Source organism: Burkholderia sp. IO2, from assembly GCF_029522185.1.
GTDB lineage: Bacteria > Pseudomonadota > Gammaproteobacteria > Burkholderiales > Burkholderiaceae > Burkholderia > Burkholderia cenocepacia.
In genome coordinates, this window is record NZ_JAKWFH010000128.1 from 1 (window position 1) to 3,042 (window position 3,042).

At 69.5% G+C, this 3,042-nt stretch carries 5 protein-coding genes and 1 pseudogene; 3 read left to right on the forward strand and 3 right to left on the reverse strand.

The window, feature by feature from the left end; translation table 11 throughout:
* The 3 genes from MMB92_RS35060 to MMB92_RS35070 form a co-directional block, all read left to right on the forward strand.
* On the forward strand, nt 1–694 hold a 694-nt coding region (locus tag MMB92_RS35060; protein ID WP_277563267.1), incomplete at its 5' end, for a beta-ketoacyl synthase chain length factor.
* Nucleotides 691–1,194 (forward strand): hotdog family protein, encoded by a 504-nt coding sequence (locus MMB92_RS35065; protein WP_006481514.1) that lies wholly within the window; start codon nt 691–693, stop codon nt 1,192–1,194. The genes MMB92_RS35060 and MMB92_RS35065, both read left to right, overlap by 4 nt.
* Nucleotides 1,191–1,520 (forward strand): hypothetical protein, encoded by a 330-nt coding sequence (locus MMB92_RS35070; RefSeq protein WP_012492404.1) that lies wholly within the window; start codon nt 1,191–1,193, stop codon nt 1,518–1,520. The genes MMB92_RS35065 and MMB92_RS35070 overlap by 4 nt, the downstream gene beginning before the upstream one ends.
* Nucleotides 1,521–1,632: 112 nt before the next feature.
* Here the strand turns inward: MMB92_RS35070 and MMB92_RS35075 are convergent, their stop codons facing one another.
* From MMB92_RS35075 to MMB92_RS35085, 3 genes and pseudogenes are all read right to left on the reverse strand, one after another.
* Nucleotides 1,633–1,839, reverse strand: a complete 207-nt coding sequence (locus MMB92_RS35075; protein ID WP_006481510.1) for a hypothetical protein — start codon at nt 1,837–1,839, stop codon at nt 1,633–1,635.
* Between the two features lie 105 nt (nt 1,840–1,944).
* Nucleotides 1,945–2,688, reverse strand: a complete 744-nt coding sequence (gene phbB / locus MMB92_RS35080) for an acetoacetyl-CoA reductase (protein ID WP_012492403.1) — start codon at nt 2,686–2,688, stop codon at nt 1,945–1,947.
* A 220-nt stretch (nt 2,689–2,908) separates the two neighbouring features.
* A pseudogene (locus tag MMB92_RS35085) lies at nt 2,909–3,042 on the reverse strand (acetyl-CoA C-acetyltransferase); the annotation flags it as partial.

Consider the following 3,042-nt stretch of genomic DNA (forward strand, 5'->3'; position numbering starts at 1 on the left):
GCCCGCCGGGCTGCCGTCCGCCGAGCGGCGTCGCACGGGCCCCGTCGTGCGCGCCGCGCTCGCGGTCGGCCACGCGGCGGTGGCCGCGAGCGGCCGCGACGCCGCGACGCTCGCGACCGTGTTCAGCGCATCCGGCGGCGACGGCCAGAACTGCCACGCGATCTGCGAAACGCTGGCCGGCGACGATCGCCAGCTGTCGCCGACCCGCTTCCACAACTCGGTGCACAACGCCCCGGCCGGCTACTGGAGCATCGCGACCCGCGCGATGGCGACGTCGAACGTGCTGTGCGCGCACGACGGCAGCTTTGCCGCCGGCCTGCTCGAAAGCCTGTGCCAGGTCGTCGTCGATCGCGTGCCGAGCCTGCTGATCGCGTACGACACCGACTATCCGGAACCGCTGCGTGCGGTGCGGCCGATCGGCGACGCGTTCGGCGTCGCGCTCGTGTTCGCGCCGGAAGCGAGCGAACGCACGCTCGCCCGCATCGACGTGCAGCTCACCGATGCGCCCGCCACGACGCTCGCGCATGCCGAGCTCGACGCACTGCGCGCCGGCAATCCGGCCGCCCGCGTGCTGCCGCTGCTTGACGCGCTCGCCACGCGGCAATCGACGCGCGTCGTGCTCGACTACCTGGCCGATACGCGCGTGCAGGTCGACGTCGCGATGCCCGACTCTTTCGCGGAGCGCGCGCGATGACCACGACGGTCGTATTGACCGCGCCGCTCGACCACGCGTGGATTGCCGCGCACATTCCGCACGCCGGCACGATGTGCGTGCTCGATTCGGTCGATGCGTGGGATGCCGAACGAATTCGCTGCACCGCGACGAGCCACCGCGATCCGCACAACCCGCTGCGCGCGCACGGGCGGCTCGCGTCGGTCTGCGGCATCGAGTACGCGGCGCAGGCGATGGCCGTACACGGCGCGCTGCTCGGTGCGCATGAGGCGCGCCCGCGCGCCGGCTATCTCGCGAGCGTGCGCAACGTCGACGCGTTCGTCGACCGGCTCGACACCTTCGAGCAGCCGCTCACCGTCGACGCGGAACGCATGAGCGGCGACGGCCGCTCGGTGCTGTACGGCTTCGCGCTGCGCTGCGGCGAGCGCGTGCTGCTGTCCGGCCGCGCGGCGGTGATGCTCGACGCATCGGCCGCCGGCGCGTTTCAACCGGCGCCCGCCGGCAACACGAATCCTCGATGAAGAGGCTTACCTCAAGGAAACCGGTCGTGAAAGTTCGTCAGTTCATTGGCGCCGCGCTCGTTCTGGCGCTGCTCGGCCCGCTCGCCCACGCGGACATGTCGGAAGTGAAGCAGGACATCAAGCGCGATTCGAAGGAAGCCGCGCACAAGACCGGCGACGCGGCGCGCAGCTTCGGCCACGCGACCGCGAGCGCCGCGAAGGCGGTCGGGCACGGCGTCGCGCATGCGTCGCGCGAAGGCTGGGAAGCCACCAAGCGCACGACGAAGCGGATCTTCCACAAGAACGACTCGGGCGAGTCTGCCGGAAAGAGCGAAAGGAACGACTGATCGCGCATCCCGCGCGCGTGGCCGACGGCATGCGCGCGGGGCGTGACAGCCCATCGATCGCCCATCGATCGCCGATCGAGCGTTCACCGATCGCGACGCGTCGGCGCCGCGCTCAGCGTGCACCGCGCATGCGGCGCAACGACCGCGCCGGCCTGCGCGCGAAGCACTTGCCGTACGCGACGAGCCAGCAATCGCGATGATCGAAATTCCGCAGCAGCCGCGCGCGGCGCCGCTCGAGCCAGTAGAGCGCGATCGCCATCGTCAGCGCGACGGCCAGTGCCGAGCCGCCGATCACGAGTCCCATCCAGGTGTCGCCCATGCGTTCTCCGGAATGCGAGGCCGAAGCGGCGCGCCTGCCGCTTCGGCACGGAATGGTGCGGAACGCGGCCCGCCCGGGCGCGAACGCCGTGCGGGCCGCCGCGCGTCAGTGCATGTGCTGACCGCCGTTGATCGCGATGTTGGAGCCCGTCACGAAGCCGGCCTCCTCCGAGCACAGATAGGCCACCAGCGCCGCGACTTCCTCGGGCTTGCCGAGCCGGCCCGCCGGAATCTGCGGGAGGATCTTCGTGTCGAGGATGTCCTGCGGGATCGCGGTAACCATCTTCGTCGCGAGATAGCCGGGCGACACCGTGTTCACCGTCACGCCCTTGCGCGCGATCTCCAGCGCGAGCGATTTCGTGAAGCCGTGCATGCCGGCCTTCGCGGCCGCATAGTTGGTCTGGCCGACCGACCCCTTCGAGCCGTTCACCGACGAGATGTTGACGATGCGGCCCCAGCCGCGCTCGACCATGCCGTCGCAGACCGGCTTCGTCATGTTGAACACGGAGTCGAGGTTGGTGCGGATCACCGCATCCCAGTTGACCTTGTCGAGCTTGCGCAGCGTCATGTCGCGCGTGATGCCCGCATTGTTCACGAGAATGTCGACCGGGCCGACGTCCCGCACGATCTTCTCGATGCATTGCTGGCATGAATCGTGATCGGCCACGTCCACCGGATACGCATGGAATTCGCGGCCGGCCGCATGCATCTCGGTCAGCCAGCGGTCCGCGCCGGTGTTGTTCGGCGAATACGTGACGACTACCCGATGACCCGCGTCGTTCAACCTGATGCTGACCGCTTCGCCGAGGCCGCCCATCCCACCCGTCACAACTGCAATTCGCTTAGTCATACTATGAATTACCGACAAAAAAGTAATCGATGAAAGGCGGGGCGACGGCATCGGACATGCCGCCGCCCCACCGCTTCGATGCGCAGCCCCCGCCCGCTTCGCGGACGCGTCGCGCATCGGCACCGCGCTTTGTTGTTGACTGCCTGTGTTGCGCGAAAACCGCCCGGCTCGCCCGCAGCGCCGACCCGCGCCGCAAGCGAACCGTGTCGTCGGCTGCTGCTCAGTCGCGCTCGACCGCGAGCGCGACGCCCATCCCGCCGCCGATGCACAGCGACGCCAGCCCGCGCTTCGCGTCGCGCTTGACCATCTCGTGCAGCAGCGTCACCAGGATCCGGCAGCCCGACGCACCGATCG

Coding starts and splice junctions, on each gene's coding strand:
- MMB92_RS35065 (WP_006481514.1), top strand. CDS start 691: ATGACCACGACGGTCGTATTGACCGCGCCGCTCGACCACGCGTGGATT.
- MMB92_RS35070 (WP_012492404.1), top strand. CDS start 1,191: ATGAAGAGGCTTACCTCAAGGAAACCGGTCGTGAAAGTTCGTCAGTTC.
- MMB92_RS35075 (WP_006481510.1), bottom strand. CDS start 1,839: ATGGGCGACACCTGGATGGGACTCGTGATCGGCGGCTCGGCACTGGCC.
- phbB (WP_012492403.1), bottom strand. CDS start 2,688: ATGACTAAGCGAATTGCAGTTGTGACGGGTGGGATGGGCGGCCTCGGC.